The following is a 16,647-nucleotide window of genomic DNA, read 5'->3' on the forward strand; positions in this document are numbered from 1 at the left end:
ATATTAGTCTAGTGTTCTAGATTAGAGTTTTGTCTAGTAATTTTATCTGTAAATGAAGCCTCGTTTTGCTGTTGTACGGGAATATACAATTCTGTTACCCAATCGGCTGGATTAGGATATTTTTCTGGATCTGTAATGTAAATCTCAAACGGTTCTGCATTAGGCGTTTTTTCTATGTTATGGTTTTTAATATAATTTTCGGCAACCATCCAAGTTTGAGCTAAATTATTATAGTTACCCTTTAATGTGGTCTTTAATACTTGCTGAGAATCCATAAACCCACATAATATATTACTATCTAAAGGTGTTACTACTTTACTGTTAGTAGGAATTCCTGATGATATAATTACTGTATTATTTTGTTCGTCAACTTCTTTATAAACCGTCATCGGAGCGCCACTAACCGCAATGTTATTACTTTCCATAAATTGAAGAACAGAGGGAAGCATTTCTCCCATTTTTGCCGAAAGCATTTTACTGTTATTTTTTGATGCTGTAGTTGTGTACATGTAGAATCCACCGCTATGCTGGGTTATTCCGTCAACATTTATGTCGTAGGCTTTCATTTTATTGGTGACAATAGTATCTATGCTGGTTAATCCTTTATTTAAATAAGGCTTCCAGATTTCAGTGGGTGTTTCTTTTTGAGTTAGACTGTAGGCTTTATCCCAAAAACTTTTATCCGCCTTAATACCCCAAACTAATTTCGTTTTTCCGTTTTCAATTGGTTCGAAATTCCAATAGATATTACTCTTAGATTCACTTAACGGATTTTTAATAGTAACTTCTTGATGAATTTCTTTGTTAGGAATTACATCTGTAGTTATTATATTTCCATCTTCGGCAGTATCTCCTTGCCAAGAATAACCGGCGCCAACACCAGTAGTCTTTTGATTATAGGTAACCACCATATTAGGATCTTCTTTTCTCCACGGACCCCAAACTTCCCAATTTTTGTAATTATTTACTTCTTTAAATAACAAAGAAGGTGGGGCATCTATGATTTTACTCTCTTCAATTTGATAATCTCCGTCTAAGGTTGCTATGTAAATTGAACCTCCAATAATAGCAATTAGAAAAAGTAAAAAGATATATTTAAAAATTTTCATAGATGGTTTGTTGGTTATATTTAGCTAATATAGTTATTTTACAAATTGTTAGGAATAACATAATTTAAAAACTTAATAATTAGCTAGATGAAATCTAAAATTATCCCCATTGCATTAGCAGTAGCGTTAAGCTTTGTTTCTTGCGATAATAAGAAAAAAGAAAATGAAGAACCTGTTCAAAAAGAAGCAGTAAGTGAAACTACAAATTTTGACTATACTGCAGGGGAATTTGCAGATATCAAAGTGTTAAGATATCAAATTCCTGGCTGGGAAAAATTATCTTTAAAAGAACAAAAGTTAGTATACTACCTTACTCAAGCAGGACTTTCTGGTAGAGATATTATTTGGGATCAAAACTATCGTTATAACTTAACGATTAGAAAAGCGTTAGAAAATATCTTTCAAAATTATAATGGTGATAAAACTACTGAAGACTGGTTAGCTTTTGAGGAATATTTAAAACGCGTTTGGTTCTCTGGAGGAATTCATCATCATTACTCTATGGATAAGATGAAACCGGGGTTTGATAAAGCTTACTTAGAAACGCTTTTAAAAGAGACTAATACTCAACTTACAGGAGAATCTCTAGAAGTAATCTTTAATGACAAAGACAGTAAGAAAGTAAACCTTAACGAAGAAAAAGGCCTTTTAAAAGGATCGGCGACTAATTTTTATGGTCCAAATGTTACTGCTGCAGAGGTAGATGCTTTTTACAAAAAAATGAAATCTCCTAATTCCCAAAAACCACTTTCATATGGTCTTAACTCTAAGCTTGTAAAAGAAGATGGGAAATTAGTCGAGAAAGTTTGGAAAAGTGGAGGTATGTATGGTGAAGCTATCGATAAAATTATTTATTGGTTGGATCTTGCGAAAACGGTTGCTGAAAATGATAAACAAGCTAAAGCATTAGGCTTACTTATTAAATATTATCAAACTGGAGACTTACAAACTTGGGACGATTATAACGTGGCTTGGGTAGAAGCAACTGAAGGAAATATTGATTACATCAACAGTTTCATAGAAGTTTACAACGATCCAAAAGGATATAGAGGTTCTTATGAAACAATTGTACAAATCAAAGATTTTGACATGTCTAAAAAAATGAAAGTTTTAGAGGATAATGTACAATGGTTTGAAGATAATGCACCTATTATGGAAGAGCATAAAAAAGATTCTGTAGTTGGAGTAACTTATAAAACTGTTATTGTAGCAGGAGAGGCAGGAGATGCTTCACCAAGTACACCAATTGGGGTTAATTTACCAAATGCAAACTGGATTAGAACAGAGCACGGGAGTAAATCTGTATCTTTAGGAAATATCATTAATGCCTACAGTCACGCCGGTGGATCTGAAAAATTAGATGAATTTGCCTTAACGGAAGAAGAAAAAAAATTATCTAAAGAGTACGGAGAATTAGCAGATAAATTACACACCGCTTTACATGAAGTTGTAGGTCATGCCTCAGGTAAATTGAATCCGGGGGTAGGTGAGACAAAAGAAACCTTAAAAAATTATGCTTCAACTCTAGAAGAAGGAAGAGCAGATTTAGTAGGGTTATACTATCTAATGGATCCTAAAATTGAAGAACTCGGTTTAACCGATAGTATTGAGAACTTGGGGAAAGCAGCTTATAATGATTACATCCGTAACGGATTAATGACACAGCTAACTCGTCTTAATTTAGGAGATGATGTAGAAGAAGCTCATATGAGAAATCGTCAATGGGTGAGTGCTTGGGTTTTTGAAAAAGGAAAAGACGCCAATGTAATCGAAAAAGTGAAAAAAGATGGTAAAACTTATCTTAAGATCAATGATTATGATAAACTACGAGAATTATTTGGAGCCTTGTTAAAAGAAACTCAGCGTATAAAATCTGAGGGTGATTTTGATGCAGCGAAAAACTTAGTAGAAAACTACGGAGTAAAAGTAGATCAAGAAATTCATAAAGAAGTTTTAGAGAGAAGCGCTCAATTTAAGGCAGCACCTTATAGCGGATTTGTAAATCCTGTATTAGTTCCAGAAATGAACGAAGCTGGAGAAATTACAACTATAAAAGTGACTCAACCAGAAAGCTTTGAGGAGCAAATGTTGATGTATTCTAAAGAATATGGTTTTTTACCAGAAATGAACTAAGCTTAATAGTTGATTTTAAAAGCCCTTTCTAATTTAGAAAGGGCTTTTTTTGTTAAAAATCATATTTTTTCTCAATTGCATAACGTAAGAGTTCTCCTTTACCTTGGATCCCCAATTTTCTAATCATATTTTTTCGATGTGTTTCTACGGTAGAAACAGAGCAAAAACGAATATCGGCTATTTCATTAGAAGTTTTCCCTTGTCCTATTAACCGTAAAATCTCATTTTCGCTTTTAGAAAGAATAGATTTTTTGGGAGCTCGTGTATCTTCCTCTAAGAAAGATAAATTTAAAGCAGCATCATAATAGGTTTCTCCAGACATTACTTTGCTAATCGCATTTTTCACATCGCTTAATCCAGAATTTTTTAAAATATAGCCAGAAGCTCCAGCATTTATCATTTGTTGAATAGCTTCTTGTTGATCGAACATTGTAAAAGTAATTACCTTAATGTTAGGGAATTTTTTCTTGATAATTTTTGTAGCAGTAATCCCATCGATTTTTGGCATTCTAATGTCGGTCAAGACAATTTCAGGTTGTATTTTTTCAACGATTTCTATGAGTTTTTCACCATCGTTTGCCATTCCAACAATAGAATAATTCTCCTCATGTTCAAAGAGTAAACAAACGCCATCAATTAATGATTGGTGATCTTCAGCAATAACTATTCTAGTCATAATGGTAGGTTTATAATTATACTAGTGCCTTTGTTGGGGAAAGAGTCTACTTCTAAAGTACCTCCAATATTTTCTACCCTTTTTTCAATAGAAGATAATCCCATTCCTTTATTTTGGGAATAGGTGAACTTTTCATCAAATCCTTTTCCATTATCTTCCACAATAATATTTAAAGTAGAATTATGATTGGTTAAAGATACAGTAGCTTCAGTGGCATTAGCATGTTTAATAATGTTGGTTAGAAGCTCTTGAATGATTCTGAAAATTCTTATTTCTAAGGTGTTTTCTAACCTATTTTCAAGTCCGTAATCTTCTACGGTCACGGTAAAGTTATTGGTTGAAATTCGTTTCGCCATATCTTTTATAGCAGGTAGTAATCCGTTTTTGGCAATCACCCCAGTGCTTTTTTCGTGAGCAATGGACCGTACTTTATCGTAGGCGTCATTAATAAGTTCAATACTGTTATTTATACTTTTAGAGTTACTTTCTCCAGTTTTAATATGTTGAATATTTAATTTTAATGCAGCTAATGTAGCTCCCAGATTATCGTGTAAATTCTCTGCCAATCGTTGCCTTTCTTTTTCTTGTCCAGCAATTAAAGCGTCGATACTATTTAATTCTTGCTCTTTTAATCCCTGTTCTATTTCTTGAATTTTAATTTTTTGTTCTTGTTTATTTAGAAGTCTTTTTTTCTTAGCGTTTTTGGCAATTAGTAAGCTAATAGTAGTTCCTATTATGATGGAAGAGATAATGCCCAGCCACAAAATAAACTGCGTTTGTTTTTTCTTTTTTAAATCTGTTTTGAGAAGAATATTTTCTTTTTCTTTTTTCTCTGTTTCGTATTTAGTTTGAATATCAGATAAAGCTATGTTTTGCTCACTTTGCTCTATGCTGTCATTAATTATCTTTTCTTTTTTTAGGTAATTATAAGCATTTTTATAATCGCCCATACTCTCATATAAAGAAGATAAATTAGCATAATAGATACGTTTTGTAGCTCCTATATTACCTTTAATTTCAATAGAATCTGCTTTTTGATAATAAGCTAAAGCATCCTTATAATTTTGTTTTGATTGATGTATACGAGCTTGATTATTGTATAAATAAGACAATAATTTAGTGTCATTAGGATTTTCATTGTAGATTTTTATAGCCTTTTTATTATAGAATAAAGCAGAATCAAAATCTTTTTTTAATAAAGAATATACGGTGGAGACGTTAGCATAAGCCGAAATAGAAAATCTTTTATTCTTATGAGTTTTACCTATACTGTCATTTTTTAAAAAGAATAGTATTGCTTTTTGAGGTAAATCGTTATCTAAATAGCGAGAACCAATTCTAGTATTAAGGGTAAAAGCGGCTTTTGGGTCTTTTTGCTGATTAACATACGTTCTTAATTCTTCTTCTAGGTTTTTGGCTTTAAAATCATAACCATCTTGTACATCTAAGATAGAAATAAGAAGAAGATTACAGTCGAGTACATCGCTAGGAGCATCTTCTTGTGTGAATAGTTTTTTTGATAATAAGGTATGCGCAAAAGCTTCATCAAATTTTCCAACGTTCGATTCAGCTTCAGCTAAATAATAATAATAAGTGGCTTTATCATAAGAAGATAAATGATCTATATTAATATCTTCTAATTTTTGAATAGCTTTATAGGGCTCTTCATCATCAATAAAAACAACTATTTCTTCAAAGTTTTGATGCTGAGCGTTTACTGATAAACAAAAGCCAATACATAATATGAAGAAAAATAAGCGGTAATTTAAAATCATCTTATAGTAATAATGATATATCCATCTTTAGATCTAGGCTTGTCTGAATTAAAATTACAATTGTCCTTAAACTCATTCACTTGGCTAGAATCAATTACATTAAAAGAAAAATATGCTTTTGCGTTTAGTTCTAAATTTAAATGGCCTAATTCATTACCCTCAAGTATGTAGTTGCTATTTTGGTGTCCATCGTTAATTAATAAAACTCTAAAATTATAAGTACTTGGATGGTTTAAATTTTTTTTATTTCCGCAAAACTTTATATCTGCTATTTCAAATTGCGTTTCATTTTTATTTTCACAGCTAAAATCTATTCGTTCTACTAAAGTTTCATTTGAGAAAGTGATTCGTGAATAAACTTTTATATCATCATCTTCATAACAAATAAATTCTGGAGGATATGGAAGTTTTTGGTTAGTAACCCAGGTGATAGGAAAGTCAACATTCATAATTAAATATTTAAAAATTACTAACTCTAAAATTCATCATTTTTAGATAATAAAAACATACCCAATACAAGGTATTTAGGTGAAGTTTTAGATAAAGTTACATAAAAAAACACCTATAAAGAGGTGTTTTATATATTAAAATTTAAAGACTACTGTTTAGAAAACTCGTAAATCATTCCTCCTTGTTCGAGAGAAAGAGTGTGATCTTTAAAAGTAACTGTTATGCCTCCTGGTTTAAAAATAAATACATTTTGAGAAGTAGGTGTAAGTGGAAATGAAGACTGACCTGTAGCTTGAGCCGTTAAAGCACCTTCCTCGTTACGAATGGTAATGTCTAAAGGAAAATTGTCACTCGTGTAAACTCCTTCATATAAATTTAGAGTATTGTTATTAACAATAATTTCTTTCTCATAGGTAGGTAGTTCAAATGGATTATTAAAATAAGTTGCTAAAACCACCAATGCAATATCATTAAGGTTAATGCTGCTTCCGTTAGAAGTAAGAACAAAAGCCATTTTTTCTGAAGGGAAGTAACCTGCCATAGAAGAAAAACCATCTATGCCACCTGTATGTCCATAGCCTCTATGTTCATTATAAGGTAATTGAAAAAGACCTAAGCCATAGCTGTCTTCAAAAATTTTCATATTTAATAAACTACCAGCAGAAAGTAATTTACCATCTAACAAGGCTGTATAAAACTTAGCGATATCTGTAGGAGTAGAAATAATATTTCCTGCTCCTAAAGGCACACTCATATGAGTTTCTCTTTCTTTTTTCCATGTTCCCATTTTGCGTGAATAGGAGTAAGCTTCATTTTTCTTAGAGTTTATTACTTTCCCAACTTGAGTATTTTTTAACTTCAAAGGTTTAATGATTCTTTTTTCTACAATAGCATCAAAAGTTTGGTTTTCTATATCTTCAGCAATAAAGGTCAGTAATAAATAATTGGTGTTAGAATACTCTCCCTTCTCTCCAGGTTCAAAAACTTTTCCGTTTTTTTTAATAAGTGCCAACAGCTCCTCTTTAGAAAGTTTATTGCTGTTGATGCTTAAATAATTTTCTGAATTAGTGAAATTAAATAAACCGCTATGATGATTTAATAATTGCTGAATCGTGATTTTTGAAGAGTTTATAACCTCTGGATAAAATTCATCTAAAGTGGTGTTTAAGCTTAGCTTTCCTTCGTCTATCAATTGAAGAACGATAGTTGCAGTAAAAGTTTTGGTAATTGAGCCTATTCTATATTTAGTTTTTTCATTGGCTTTTTTCTGGTTTTCAACATCTGCATAACCAATGCTTCGGGTGTAAAGATTCTCGCCATTTTTAGAAATAGCGACGCTACCCATCATTTTATCATATTTCTCAACCAAATCAAAAAGACTATCGAGTTTTTGTGTGTTTAAATCTTGCGCTTCAGCGGAAGCGAAAACAAAAAGGATACTTAATAAAGCAACAATATTTTTCATAGAAAAAAGTATTTACATTCCTGTTCTAATCGCCTCAACAGGATCTAATCGAGAAGCAGAAATAGCAGGAATAATCCCAGAAATTAAACCAATAATAGCCGAGACCGACATCCCGATAATAATATTGAAAGTTGATAGCACAAAGCTAAAATCTTCTGTAAAACTGGAAGCTACGAGAGTGATGATCCACACTAAAAACAATCCGACTAAACCACCAATAACAGCCAACACAACAGCTTCAAATAAAAATTGAAGTAAGATAAATTTATTTTTAGCTCCCAATGATTTTTGTATACCAATAAGGTTGGTTCTTTCTTTAACCGAAACAAACATAATATTGGCAATTCCAAAACCACCTACGAGTAAAGAGAAGCCACTAATGATCATTCCCATAAAATTAAGCTGACCTGTAATATTATCTATAAAATCGGTAAAACCTTGTAACTGATTAATAAAAAAAGTGCTTACTTCATTAGGTTTAAGGCCTCTAAAAATTCTAAGTTGCTGTTCTAGAATGGCAATGTATTCGGCGTTATCAATATCTTTTTCGGGTTTTACAATAATTTGTGGAAAGGTACTTTTGTTGTTATCTCCATAGATTCTTCTGGTGACATTTACAGGTAGAAAAACACTGGCATCCTTAGATTGTCCAAACATACTAGCGCCCTCTTTTTCTAAAACGCCAATCACCGTAAATTTTCTTCCGTAAAGCCTTACTTTATTTCCTATAGAAGCGATGGCTTGCCCAAATAAATTTTCTGCAATCTCGTTTCCTAAAATAATTACGGGAGAACCACTATTGGCTTCAGCTTCATTGAAGAACCTACCATCTTCTAATTTTAAGGCTTCGATATCATAATACTCACTGCCTACAGCTCCAATTTCTACTCCTTCAACTTGTTTCCCTCCAAAACTTATCGTCTCTCGACTTACATTTAAACTATAAGTAATCGCTTCGGTTTGAGGGATATTTTTTTTAAGGTATTGATATTCTGCATAAGAAACATCGGGAAATTGTTCTCTTTTCCATTGGGGAATTTCACTAGGGCCAAAAGAAAAACGCATGATAATAATCGTGCTGCTATCTAAGGTGCTTAAACTCCCTTTAACTTCTTTTTCTAAAGAGTCTACGGCCGCTAAAACCGCAATGATTGAAAAAATACCAATCGTAACTCCTAAGAGCGATAAAAACGTTCTTAGTTTGTTGTTTTTTAGAGCATTAATAGCAAAATTAAAACTCTCTTTTATAATCCGTAAATAAATTAGCATAAGGTCTTTTGGCTAAAATTTAATTGGTAGCTTTAAAGATAGGACGTTTTCCTTATTTTTTTGTTACAACTTTCTAAGAATAAAACCATATTCGTGTTTAAGTTTTATACTTAAAATATTACTTTTGTGCCCTGAAACAACAACACAACATGAGTCATTCAAAAACTGTAAAATCAGCCTTAATTTCGGTATTCCATAAAGATGGATTAGAACCAATCGTTAAAAAGCTCAACGAGCAAGGAGTAACTATTTATTCTACCGGAGGAACAGAAACATTTATTAAAAACTTAGGAATAGATGTAGTTCCTGTAGAAGATGTAACTTCTTACCCTTCTATTCTTGGCGGAAGAGTTAAAACCTTACACCCAAAAGTATTTGGAGGGATTTTAAATAGACAAGATCACGACGGTGATGTAAAGGAGATGGAGCAGTATGAAATCCCACAATTGGATATTGTTATTGTAGACCTTTATCCTTTTGAGAAAACGGTAGCTTCTGGAGCATCTGAGCAGGAAATTATAGAGAAAATCGATATAGGAGGAATTTCATTAATTAGAGCGGCAGCAAAAAACTTTAAAGATGTTCTTTGTGTGTCTTCTATGAATGACTACGAAGATTTGTTAGAAGTGATTTCTAAAAACAACGGAGAAGTTTCTTTAGAAGATAGAAAACGTTTTGCAGCAAAAGCATTTAACGTTTCTTCTCATTATGATACTGCAATTTTTAATTACTTCAATCAAAATGAAGAAGAGGTAGTTTACAAGCAAAGTATCACCGAAGGAAAGCAATTACGATACGGGGAAAACCCACACCAAAAAGGATATTTCTTCGGAGATTTTGATGCTATCTTTGATCAATTGCATGGTAAAGAACTTTCTTATAATAATTTACTAGATGTAGATGCTGCTGTAAATTTAATGGGAGAATTTAAAAATGATAACCCAACGTTTGCTATTTTAAAGCATAATAATGCTTGTGGTTTAGCACAAAGAGCAACTGTTTTAGAAGCTTACAAAGATGCTTTAGCTGGAGATCCTGTTTCGGCATTTGGTGGTGTTTTAATTTCTAATACTGCTATAGATCTCGCTACTGCGGAAGAAATTCATCAATTGTTTTGCGAGGTGGTTATTGCGCCGAGTTACCATGAAGATGCTTTAGAATTATTGAAAGGGAAGAAAAACCGTATCATTTTAATTGAGAAAGAAGTAGAGCAGCCTTCAACCACCGTAAGAACATGTTTAAATGGTGTTTTGGTTCAAGATAAAAACTTAAAAACCGATACTCAAGAAAACCTGAAAGAAGTAACCGATGCAAAACCTACTTCAGACCAAATAGAGGACTTATTATTTGCATCAAAAATTAGCAAGCATACCAAATCTAATACGATTGTTCTCGTAAAAGGTAAACAACTTTGCGCTAGTGGAACAGGACAAACTTCTCGTGTAGATGCTTTAAGACAAAGTATTGAAAAAGCACAATCGTTTAAGTTTGATTTAAACGGAGCGGTTATGGCAAGCGATGCCTTTTTTCCGTTTCCAGATTGTGTAGAAATTGCAGATAAAGCAGGAATAACGTCGGTTATCCAACCTGGAGGATCAATTAAAGATCAATTAAGTATAGATTATTGCAATAAAAATAATATTTCTATGGTTATGACAGGAACACGTCATTTTAAACATTAACTTTATAGACTTACAAGTCACCCTAATTCAATACCTTTTATAAATTTATGGGATTTTTTGATTTTCTAACAGAAGAAATAGCGATAGACCTTGGTACGGCAAATACGCTTGTCATTCATAATGATAAAGTAGTAGTCGATAGCCCGTCTATTGTAGCTAGAAATCGGGTAACCGGAAAAATTATAGCCGCGGGAAAAGAAGCAGCTATGATGCAAGGAAAAACCCATGAAAATATTAAAACCATAAGGCCTTTAAAAGATGGGGTGATAGCAGATTTTGATGCAAGTGAGCAAATGCTTACAATGTTCATTAAAGAAATACCAGCCTTAAAAAAGAAAATTTTTACCCCTGCATTACGTATGGTTATTTGTATTCCTTCTGGAATTACAGAAGTAGAGATGCGAGCGGTAAAAGAAAGTGCTGAACGAGTAAATGGGAAAGAAGTTTATTTAATACACGAACCTATGGCTGCAGCCATAGGTATTGGTGTAGATATTATGCAGCCTAAAGGAAACATGATTGTGGATATAGGTGGAGGAACAACAGAAATTGCTGTTATTGCCCTTGGCGGAATTGTTTGTGACAAATCTGTAAAAGTTGCAGGAGATGTCTTTACTAATGATATCGTATACTATATGCGAACTCAGCATAACTTATATGTTGGAGAACGTACTGCAGAGAAAATAAAAATACAAATAGGAGCAGCGACTGAAGATTTAGAAGTTCCACCAGAAGAAATGAGTGTTCAAGGACGCGATTTGCTTACTGGAAAACCAAAACAAGTAGAAATTTCTTATCGTGAGATAGCTAAAGCTTTAGATAAATCTATTCTTCGTATTGAAGATGCAGTTATGGAAACCTTATCGCAAACTCCACCAGAGTTAGCAGCAGATATTTACAATACTGGGGTTTATCTTGCAGGAGGAGGGTCTATGTTAAGAGGTTTAGATAAACGTTTGTCTCAAAAAACAGATTTACCAGTTTATATTGCAGAAGATCCTTTAAGAGCAGTAGTTCGAGGAACGGGTATTACCTTAAAAAATATATCTAAATTTAAAGGCGTTTTGATTAAATAGGGAAGAGATTAGAGTATGCAACAGATTGTCAATTTTCTTATCAAATATAAGAATACCCTACTTTTTTTATTTTTATTTCTGCTGTCTGTTTTTTTTACCATTCAATCGCATTCTTACCATAAAAGTAAATTTATAAGCTCTGCCAATTTTTTAACGGGAGGTATTTATTCTTGGGTTAATAACATTGATATGTATTTTAATCTTAAAGAATATAATGAACGTTTAGTAGATGAAAATAAATTTTTAAGAGAGAATTTAGCAGCTTTATCCGAAAAGGAATTAGATTCTGTTTTTTTAGATACGATTTCCTATGATGCACCTTATAAATTTATCACAGCAAAAGTTATAGCAAACAGGTATTCTAGATTAGATAATTATTTATTGGTGAATAAAGGAGAAAATGATAGTGTCGCTACCGATTTTGGAGTGATTACTAGCCGAGGAATTGTGGGAATAGTAGATGAAACCAGTAATAATTATTCAAGGGTTATTTCTATTTTAAATACAAATTCGGCTATTAATGTAAAGCTTAAAAAGACGAATCATTTTGGTACACTAAAGTGGAATGGCAAAGATCCTAATATAGTTCAAGTAGAAGAAATTCCGCGTTTAGCGCCTGTAAAAAAAGGAGATACTATACATACTGAAGGTCGTTCTCTTATATTTCCGAAAGGAATTCCAGTAGGCGTGGTAGAAAACTATCAATTAAAAAACAATCAAAACTACTACGATATAAATGTAAGATTGTTTAATGACATGACTAATATTGGTTATGTGTATCTCATTAAAAATAACAATCAGGAAGAAATTAAAAGTTTAGAAAGCAATGAATAAATTTTTGGTTTCAAATATTGCTCGATTTGTTATTCTTGTTTTAATACAAGTTCTTATTCTTAATAATATAAATTTTTTAGGGTTTATTAATCCGTATTTGTACGTCCTGTTTATTTTATTGTTACCACTTAACCTTACTCATTATAAAGTTATTTTTTTTAGTTTTTTAATGGGGTTAACAATAGATTTATTCGAAGATAGCGGAGGTATAAATGCTGCGGCAAGTGTACTCATTGGTTTTTTACGCCCTAGTTTTTTAAGATTTTCTTTTGGTATAAGTTATGAGCACCAAACGGTGAAATTTCATCAAACTCCATTTGCGCAGCGATTCACTTATATTTCATTGTTAGTAGTTATACATCATTTAGTTCTTTTTTCTTTAGAGATATTTAACTTATCTTATATAATTTTAATACTAAAGAAGACGTTGTTTTCTAGCATATTCACTATCCTTTTAATCTTAATTGTTTCAGGAATATTTCAGCAAAATAAGAGATGAGAAAATTACTATCGTTATTTATCATATTAATTACAGGTTTTATCTTTATAGGTAGGCTGTTTTATATGCAAGTGGTTGATACTTCTTTTGTCGCTCTTTCAGAAAGTAATGCAATTAGTGTAGATTACGACTATCCTCAACGAGGTTATATTTTTGATAGAAATGGAGAGTTATTAGTGTCTAATCAGCCGTCGTATGATGTGATGGCTATTCCAAGAGAGATCAAACCATTTGATACTTTAGAATTCTCGGGTTTACTCAATATTTCAAAAGAACGTTTAGAAAATCAGCTAGATAAAGCCAAGATATTTTCTCCAAGATTACCCTCTGTAATTGTACCTCAATTAACTAAAAATGAGTTTGCCTATTTGCAGGAAAAAATGCGAAAATATGAAGGTTTTTATATTCAAAAAAGATCTTTACGGGATTATAAGACAGACAATTCTGCAAGTGTTTTAGGTTATATTTCTGAAGTGACAAATGCAGAAGTAGATGAGTTAACCTATTATAAATCTGGAGATTTGATTGGTAGATCTGGAGTTGAAAAACAATATGAAGATGTTCTACGCGGAGTAAAAGGGGTAAAGTACACTCAAAAAGATCGTTTTAATAGAGAAATAGGCTCTTATAAAGAAGGTATTTATGATACACTTCCTGTAAAAGGAAAAGACATTACGCTTACACTGGATGCAAAATTACAAGCATACGGAGAGAAATTAATGAAAGGTAAACGTGGCGGAATTGTAGCTATAGAGCCATCATCTGGAGAAATCCTTTCTTTAATCACCGCTCCCTCTTACGATCCAGATTTGTTAGTAGGGAGAAAACGATCTAAAAACTTTACTAAACTATGGTATGATAGTATAAGTAAACCTCTTTTAAATAGGGGGCTACAAGCCATGTATCCGCCAGGGTCACCTTTTAAAGCACTAACAGGGTTAATAGCATTAGAAGAAAATGTAATAGATACTAAAGAAGGGATTTCTTGTCATATGGGTTTCAGCTATGGAAGAAGCGCTAGAATGGGATGTCATCACCATGCAAGTCCGCTTTCTATGACACCGGCTTTAGCTCAATCTTGTAATACCTATTTTGCAAAATCTTATAGAAGAATAATAGAGAAATTTGAAAGCTCTGAAAAGGGAATGGATGCTTGGAACAAACATTTAGAGAGCTTTGGTTTAGGCGGATTCCTAGGTAATGATTTACCCGTAGGGCAGCCAGGAAGAATCCCTGATGGTGAATATTATAATAAATGGTACCCCGGAGGGAGATGGACGGCAACTTATACATTATCTAACGCGATAGGACAGGGAGAGGTTTTAGCGACTCCAATTCAATTGGCTAATTTTACTGCCGCAATTGCTAATAGAGGATGGTTTTATACTCCGCACATTTTAAAGGAAATTGATGATAGTCCCATCAAAAATGAAAAATTCACAAAAAAGAAACAAACTACTATTAGCAAAGAAAACTTTGAGCCGATTATAGAAGGTATGTTCGGAGTTTATGAATATGGTACAGCTAAGTTTTTAAAAATACCAGGAGTTGAAATTTGTGGTAAGACCGGGACTGCAGAAAATTTTACTAAAATTGACGGAGAGAGAACTCAACTAACAGATCATTCTATTTTTGTAGCTTTCGCACCTAAAAACAATCCTAAGATCGCTATTGCAGTAGTAGTAGAAAATGGATATTGGGGATCTAGATATGCAGGAAGAATTGCCAGTCTGATGATCGAGAAGTATTTAAAAGAAGAAATTTCAAGAACCGATTTGGAAGATTGGATTTTAAATAATTCTTTAGAAGAAGAATATGCAAAACCCCTTAGCGGAGAACCTTTTTTAATCAATCAATAAATGGGGAAATCTTCAGAAATAGATTGGATAACGATTTTACTCTTCTTAATTTTAGTAGGTTTTGGATGGATGAACATCTATTCAGCTTCGCTAAATGACGCTTCAAATGGGTTTTTTGACATGAGTCAAACCTACGGAAGACAAGCTTTATTTATAGGATTAAGTGTTCTTTTAATCATTTTCATCCTCTCTATTGAAGCCAAATTTTATGAACGTTTCGCAAGTGTAATTTATATAACCTCACTCCTCTCCCTTTTAGGTTTATTTGTTTTTGGTAAGACCATATCCGGAGCTACTTCTTGGTATAGTTTTGGTTCTTTTAGTTTACAGCCAAGTGAGTTTGCTAAAGCTGCTACAGCTCTTGCTTTAGCGAAATATTTGAGTGATATACAAACAGATATTAAATTAATTAAACACCAGGTAGGAGCTTTCTTAATCATTTTTTTGCCTGCTTTAATAATCATTCCACAACCAGATCCTGGAAGTGCTTTAGTATATTTAGCCTTCTTTTTCCCTTTATACCGGGAAGGTATTTCGGGAATTTACTTACTCATAGGTTCTTCCCTTATTAGTATATTTATTTTAACTCTCTTAATTGGCTCCATTTGGGTTTCGTTAGCAGTAATAGCATTAGGGATTCTCATATTTTTCTTTAGAAGAAATAAGAAAAAAAAATATATAAGTTACTATTTTTTAATAGCTACTATAGCGATGCTTTTTTCCTTTTCTGTTAATTATATCTTCGAAAATGTTTTCGAACAAAGACATAGAGACCGCTTTAATATTGTATTAGGAAAAGAGGTAGATAGTAAAGGGATTGGTTATAATACCAATCAAAGTGAAATCGCTATTGGTAGTGGGGGGTGGACAGGGAAAGGATGGACACAAGGTACTCAAACCAAAGGTAATTTTGTTCCAGAACAACACACCGATTATATTTTTAGTACTGTAGGAGAAGAATGGGGGTTTTTAGGAAGTAGTGTTTTAGTGGTATTATTTATGTGTCTTTTTATACGTATTTTGTTTGTAGCCGAAAGACAAAAATCACAATTTAGTAGAATATATGGCTACAGCGTAGCGGGAATACTATTCATTCACTTTTTGGTGAACATAGGCATGGTTTTAGGGATATTTCCTACAGTAGGAATTCCGTTGCCATTTTTTAGTTATGGCGGCTCAGGGCTATGGGGTTTTACCATTCTTCTTTTTATTTTTGTGAAATTAGATAGTAACCGAAAAAACTATCAATTTTAATCCTTTACGGAAATTTATTCTCCTAAAAATCAGCTTAGGAAACTACTTCGTTATATGTTGATAGCTTATTAGTTAGGGTTAAATACTCAATACTCTTTATGTAGATTAAAACTGAATATCGCTCTTGTTCGTAAGTTTATTGGTTGGCTAACGATTAATATCTATATTTAAATTCAACGATAACCTAAAACGATAATTATGAGTAAGACTTATTACGATCCAGCAGATTTAAGAAATTTTGGAAAAATCACAGATTGGAGTGAAGAATTAGGGGAGAAGTTTTTTGACTATTATGGTAAAGTTTTTGAAGAAGGAGCTTTAAGCGCAAGAGAAAAATCTCTTATAGCTTTAGCTGTTTCACACGTTGTAAAATGCCCTTATTGTATAGATGCATATACACAAGATGGTCTTCAGCGCGGTATTACAAAAGAAGAAATGATGGAAGCCGTACACGCAGGAGCTGCAATAGAAAGTGGAGCAACATTAGTGCATGGTGTACAAATGATGAAGAAATATGATAAGCTTTCTCATTAATACTGAAGAGAAAACTTATTTTTAATCTAAAA

Annotated in this window: 13 protein-coding genes; 7 read left to right on the forward strand and 6 right to left on the reverse strand. The window is 32.5% G+C overall.

Annotation, left to right across the window (positions count from 1 at the left end; translation table 11 throughout):
- Positions 1-8: 8 nt before the first annotated feature.
- Positions 9-1,109, reverse strand: a complete 1,101-nt coding sequence (locus tag FT986_RS07345) for an effector binding domain-containing protein (RefSeq protein WP_147864536.1) — start codon at positions 1,107-1,109, stop codon at positions 9-11.
- An 87-nt stretch (positions 1,110-1,196) separates the two neighbouring features.
- Between FT986_RS07345 and FT986_RS07350 the strand changes: the two genes are divergently transcribed.
- Positions 1,197-3,242 carry a dihydrofolate reductase gene (locus tag FT986_RS07350; protein WP_147864537.1) on the forward strand — a complete coding sequence of 682 codons (2,046 nt, stop codon included), beginning with the start codon at positions 1,197-1,199 and terminating at the stop codon, positions 3,240-3,242.
- Positions 3,243-3,294: 52 nt separating this feature from the next.
- Here FT986_RS07350 and FT986_RS07355 read toward each other — a convergent pair whose 3' ends face one another.
- The 5 genes from FT986_RS07355 to FT986_RS07375 all read right to left on the reverse strand — a co-directional run bounded on the left by FT986_RS07355 (position 3,295) and on the right by FT986_RS07375 (position 8,877).
- Complete coding sequence (locus tag FT986_RS07355) at positions 3,295-3,918, reverse strand: response regulator transcription factor (RefSeq protein WP_111541288.1); 624 nt, start codon at positions 3,916-3,918, stop codon at positions 3,295-3,297.
- Complete coding sequence (locus FT986_RS07360) at positions 3,915-5,693, reverse strand: sensor histidine kinase (protein WP_147864538.1); 1,779 nt, start codon at positions 5,691-5,693, stop codon at positions 3,915-3,917. The genes FT986_RS07355 and FT986_RS07360 overlap by 4 nt, the downstream gene beginning before the upstream one ends.
- A complete protein-coding gene (locus FT986_RS07365; protein ID WP_147864539.1) occupies positions 5,690-6,142 on the reverse strand; it encodes a hypothetical protein in 453 nt (150 codons plus the stop codon). The genes FT986_RS07360 and FT986_RS07365 overlap by 4 nt, the downstream gene beginning before the upstream one ends.
- 149 nt (positions 6,143-6,291) lie before the next feature.
- Positions 6,292-7,608 carry a serine hydrolase gene (locus tag FT986_RS07370; RefSeq protein ID WP_147864540.1) on the reverse strand — a complete coding sequence of 439 codons (1,317 nt, stop codon included), beginning with the start codon at positions 7,606-7,608 and terminating at the stop codon, positions 6,292-6,294.
- Positions 7,609-7,620: 12 nt separating this feature from the next.
- Positions 7,621-8,877 carry an ABC transporter permease gene (locus tag FT986_RS07375; protein WP_147864541.1) on the reverse strand — a complete coding sequence of 419 codons (1,257 nt, stop codon included), beginning with the start codon at positions 8,875-8,877 and terminating at the stop codon, positions 7,621-7,623.
- A 149-nt stretch (positions 8,878-9,026) separates the two neighbouring features.
- On the opposite strand from FT986_RS07375, the gene purH reads away from it, so the two are divergent.
- From purH to FT986_RS07410, 6 genes are all read left to right on the forward strand, one after another.
- Positions 9,027-10,559 carry a bifunctional phosphoribosylaminoimidazolecarboxamide formyltransferase/IMP cyclohydrolase gene (purH, locus tag FT986_RS07380; protein ID WP_147864542.1) on the forward strand — a complete coding sequence of 511 codons (1,533 nt, stop codon included), beginning with the start codon at positions 9,027-9,029 and terminating at the stop codon, positions 10,557-10,559.
- A gap of 47 nt (positions 10,560-10,606) precedes the next feature.
- Entirely contained in the window at positions 10,607-11,635 is a 1,029-nt protein-coding gene (locus FT986_RS07385; RefSeq protein WP_111541294.1) for a rod shape-determining protein, read from the forward strand.
- Positions 11,636-11,650: 15 nt separating this feature from the next.
- Positions 11,651-12,469, forward strand: a complete 819-nt coding sequence (gene mreC / locus FT986_RS07390; protein ID WP_147864543.1) for a rod shape-determining protein MreC — start codon at positions 11,651-11,653, stop codon at positions 12,467-12,469.
- A 495-nt stretch (positions 12,470-12,964) separates the two neighbouring features.
- Positions 12,965-14,827: a penicillin-binding protein 2 gene (gene mrdA / locus FT986_RS07400; RefSeq protein ID WP_147864545.1), complete on the forward strand. Its 1,863-nt coding sequence runs from the start codon at positions 12,965-12,967 to the stop codon at positions 14,825-14,827.
- Positions 14,828-16,081, forward strand: a complete 1,254-nt coding sequence (gene rodA, locus FT986_RS07405) for a rod shape-determining protein RodA (RefSeq protein WP_147864546.1) — start codon at positions 14,828-14,830, stop codon at positions 16,079-16,081.
- A 198-nt stretch (positions 16,082-16,279) separates the two neighbouring features.
- Positions 16,280-16,615 (forward strand): arsenosugar biosynthesis-associated peroxidase-like protein, encoded by a 336-nt coding sequence (locus FT986_RS07410; RefSeq protein WP_147864547.1) that lies wholly within the window; start codon positions 16,280-16,282, stop codon positions 16,613-16,615.
- Positions 16,616-16,647 lie beyond the last annotated feature (32 nt).

It is taken from the genome of Mesonia sp. K4-1 (assembly GCF_008017825.1).
Classification (GTDB): domain Bacteria; phylum Bacteroidota; class Bacteroidia; order Flavobacteriales; family Flavobacteriaceae; genus Mesonia.

Coding starts and splice junctions, on each gene's coding strand:
- FT986_RS07345 (WP_147864536.1), bottom strand. CDS start 1,109: ATGAAAATTTTTAAATATATCTTTTTACTTTTTCTAATTGCTATTATT.
- FT986_RS07350 (WP_147864537.1), top strand. CDS start 1,197: ATGAAATCTAAAATTATCCCCATTGCATTAGCAGTAGCGTTAAGCTTT.
- FT986_RS07355 (WP_111541288.1), bottom strand. CDS start 3,918: ATGACTAGAATAGTTATTGCTGAAGATCACCAATCATTAATTGATGGC.
- FT986_RS07360 (WP_147864538.1), bottom strand. CDS start 5,693: ATGATTTTAAATTACCGCTTATTTTTCTTCATATTATGTATTGGCTTT.
- FT986_RS07365 (WP_147864539.1), bottom strand. CDS start 6,142: ATGAATGTTGACTTTCCTATCACCTGGGTTACTAACCAAAAACTTCCA.
- FT986_RS07370 (WP_147864540.1), bottom strand. CDS start 7,608: ATGAAAAATATTGTTGCTTTATTAAGTATCCTTTTTGTTTTCGCTTCC.
- FT986_RS07375 (WP_147864541.1), bottom strand. CDS start 8,877: ATGCTAATTTATTTACGGATTATAAAAGAGAGTTTTAATTTTGCTATT.
- purH (WP_147864542.1), top strand. CDS start 9,027: ATGAGTCATTCAAAAACTGTAAAATCAGCCTTAATTTCGGTATTCCAT.
- FT986_RS07385 (WP_111541294.1), top strand. CDS start 10,607: ATGGGATTTTTTGATTTTCTAACAGAAGAAATAGCGATAGACCTTGGT.
- mreC (WP_147864543.1), top strand. CDS start 11,651: ATGCAACAGATTGTCAATTTTCTTATCAAATATAAGAATACCCTACTT.
- mrdA (WP_147864545.1), top strand. CDS start 12,965: ATGAGAAAATTACTATCGTTATTTATCATATTAATTACAGGTTTTATC.
- rodA (WP_147864546.1), top strand. CDS start 14,828: ATGGGGAAATCTTCAGAAATAGATTGGATAACGATTTTACTCTTCTTA.
- FT986_RS07410 (WP_147864547.1), top strand. CDS start 16,280: ATGAGTAAGACTTATTACGATCCAGCAGATTTAAGAAATTTTGGAAAA.